This is a genomic window from Frankia sp. AgKG'84/4, from assembly GCF_023242965.2.
In the GTDB taxonomy this organism is placed as follows: Bacteria; Actinomycetota; Actinomycetes; order Frankiales; family Frankiaceae; genus Frankia.
The window spans coordinates 1-2,474 of sequence record NZ_JALKFU020001224.1 but is presented as its reverse complement, the minus strand read 5'-3'; the positions used below and the strand labels follow the sequence as shown (position 1 = coordinate 2,474).

4 protein-coding genes are annotated in these 2,474 nt (G+C 73.0%); 2 read left to right on the top strand and 2 right to left on the bottom strand.

The annotated features are described in order from the left end of the window. Positions 1-969: serine/threonine-protein kinase (locus tag MXD58_RS29020; protein ID WP_250611347.1), on the bottom strand; the 969-nt coding region annotated here is incomplete at its 3' end. A 335-nt stretch (positions 970-1,304) separates the two neighbouring features. On the opposite strand from MXD58_RS29020, the gene MXD58_RS29015 reads away from it, so the two are divergent. Continuing rightward, positions 1,305-1,487 carry a hypothetical protein gene (locus MXD58_RS29015; RefSeq protein WP_248838457.1) on the top strand — a complete coding sequence of 61 codons (183 nt, stop codon included), beginning with the start codon at positions 1,305-1,307 and terminating at the stop codon, positions 1,485-1,487. 31 nt (positions 1,488-1,518) lie between these two features. On the opposite strand, the gene MXD58_RS29010 is transcribed toward MXD58_RS29015, so the two are convergent. Further along, positions 1,519-1,914: a cold-shock protein gene (locus MXD58_RS29010; RefSeq protein WP_248838456.1), complete on the bottom strand. Its 396-nt coding sequence runs from the start codon at positions 1,912-1,914 to the stop codon at positions 1,519-1,521. Between the two features lie 253 nt (positions 1,915-2,167). Between MXD58_RS29010 and MXD58_RS29005 the strand changes: the two genes are divergently transcribed. Beyond that, on the top strand, positions 2,168-2,413 hold the full coding sequence (locus MXD58_RS29005) for a hypothetical protein (protein WP_248838455.1): 246 nt from the start codon (positions 2,168-2,170) through the stop codon (positions 2,411-2,413). Positions 2,414-2,474 lie beyond the last annotated feature (61 nt).

Below are 2,474 nucleotides of genomic sequence, written 5' to 3'. Positions count from 1 at the left end.
GGCCGCGGCGGAGCTCGTCGGGCCGCCTCCCCGGGCCGACGCCGGGCGGGGCACCTCCCCGGTCCGGTTGAGCAGCTCCTCGACCTGGCCGATCGCGGGTCCCGCCGGGTCACCGTCGCGGACGGGTGGCTGGGCGACGAGGCGCAGCAGCAGCTCGCGGGCGCTCGGCCGGTCGTCCGGATGCTTCGCCAGGGCCGCGCTGACCAGCCCGACCAGCGGTTCCGGCAGCCCGCGCAGATCCGGCGCGGAACCGACGATCCGCATGCCGAGATCAATGTCCGATCCCTCGCCGAACGGGTGCCGGGCGGTTCCGGCGTAGGCGATGAGGATGCCCCAGGCGAAGACGTCCGCCTCCGGGCCGATCGGCTGGCCGTGGACCTGCTCGGGGGCCATCCAGCCGGCCGATCCGAAACCCCAGGCCGTGGGCTTGGCCTTGGCACCCTCCAGGGCCTGGGCGATCCCAAAGTCAATCACTCGCGGGCCGGACAGGGAGAGCATCACGTTGCTCGGCTTGAGGTCACGGTGGACCAGGCCGGCGCTGTGGATGGCGGTCAGTGCCGTGGCCACGCCGACCGCGAGCCCGGTGAGGGTCGAGGAGGCCAGCGGCCCGGTCTCGACCTGCTCGTCGAGGCGGACGCCGTCGATGAACTCGGTGACCAGGTACGGCGCGGGCGCGTTCGGGTCGGCGTCGAGGACCTCGGCGGTGCAGAAGGGGGCGACCCGGCGGGCGGATTCGACCTCGGCCCGGAACCGGCGGCGGAACTCCTCGTCCGCGGCTAGGTCAGGACGAATGATCTTGACGGCGACCCGCCGCCCGGCGGCGTTCCGGGCCAGATAGACAGTGCCCATCCCGCCCACGCCGAGGCGGCTGATCAGGGCGTAGGGGCCGACGGACCGCGGTTCGTGGGGGTTGAGCGGCGCGCCGGGGTCGCTTCGGCGGGCGCCTCGACCCGCACCGTCGTCGGCCATGGTCAGCACCGTACGGCGGTGATCACGACCGCTGCCCACTGCTCGTCACACGAATGCCTCTCAGCTCCCGATCCGACCCACGCTCCCGCCGCCACCGTCCAACGCCGCCGCCGCAGTCCACGCCGACGCTGCGTGCCGTCTCAGTCCGCAGTCTGCCGCACCGGAGACGGTCGTCGGCACGCACGGGCTGTCCGGCTGCTGTTCGGGTCGCCAGGCCGACAATGTGTTGCCATTCGTGGCCGCCTCTGAAGTCGAATGAGGCATCGTAGGCGGATGGTCGACATCTGCGGAACGAGCACGCGGGCCTCCCACCGGCCGTCCGCGGCGGCGGCGGTATGAGCGCGGGTGCCGGCGGCGGCGCGGCGCGGGTGGACGGCCCGTGGCTGCTGTGTCCGTGGTGCGACGGACAGGTCCCGCTCACCCATCTCGTGGCGTCCGATGACGAACCGGGCGCCCAGGTTGCGGTGTGCGGCGGCTGCGGCCGGCGGGTGAGCTTCCTGCCGCCGACCGAGCCGTGAACTCTCCCCCCGGCCGCCATCCCCGCAGCGACTATGCCTCCAGCTCGCTGGCGACGGCGTGCACGACCTTGGCGACGCGCTGGGCGATGCGCCGGTCCGGGTAGCGCCCGCGGCGCAGCTCGCGCTGCACGTCGTCCAGCATTTTGATCATGTCTTCGACCATGCTGTGCAGCTCGTCCGGGCTGCGGCGGGCGGCCTGCGTGGTTGCCCGCGCGACCGACGGCGGGGCGGACAGCACTCGGACCGATAGTGCCTGGTCCCCCCGCCGGCCGGCGGCGACCCCGAACTCCACCCGGTCACCGGGCTTGAGCCGTTCGACGCCGGCGGGCAGGGCTGCCTTGTGGACGAAGACGTCGCCGCCGTCGTCACGGCTGAGAAAGCCGAAGCCCTTGTCAACGTCGAACCACTTGACTTTGCCGGTGGGCACGGGCGACCTCGTTCTGAGTGACGACTGGACAACGCGACGAAAGCTGGGGGAATCCCAGGCTATCGGTCAGCCGCAGCACGCGCGGGCTCTTCGGTTGCGATCGGCGCTCGGTCGGACGTCACGAGTGACTACGCGCGCGATCGCCATCTCCGGTCGCCGTGTTATCGGCGAGGCGCCTTGGGCATGTCTGCTCCTGACACTGAGCCGCGCCACCCGGAGACGGGGGCCGGCCACACCAGCAGGGAGGTGTTCGATGTCCAAGCTCGAGCAGGATGAGGCGCGTAGCCCGGAGGACTTCCGTACCCAGGATGACTACGAGGCGGCCGAGCAGGGCCGGGCCCGGGACGAGGCGGTCGCCGGCGCCGATGCCGGCCCGGACGACCCGGCGGCGAGCCGCGCTGCCGACGGACTGACCGTCACCGACAGTGAGGCGGCGAACTACCGCGAGCACGTCGAGCGCGGCGCGAACCAGCAGGGTGAGGGCGCCCCCGTCGTCTGACGCCGGGGCAGGGACGGGGCGCCGCCCACGGCGGTGCCCGCCCGCGGCGGTGCCCGCCCGC

Bases quoted from the DNA above. Each gene is read 5' to 3' on its own strand.
- MXD58_RS29015 (WP_248838457.1), top strand. From the start codon at position 1,305: ATGAGCGCGGGTGCCGGCGGCGGCGCGGCGCGGGTGGACGGCCCGTGG.
- MXD58_RS29005 (WP_248838455.1), top strand. From the start codon at position 2,168: ATGTCCAAGCTCGAGCAGGATGAGGCGCGTAGCCCGGAGGACTTCCGT.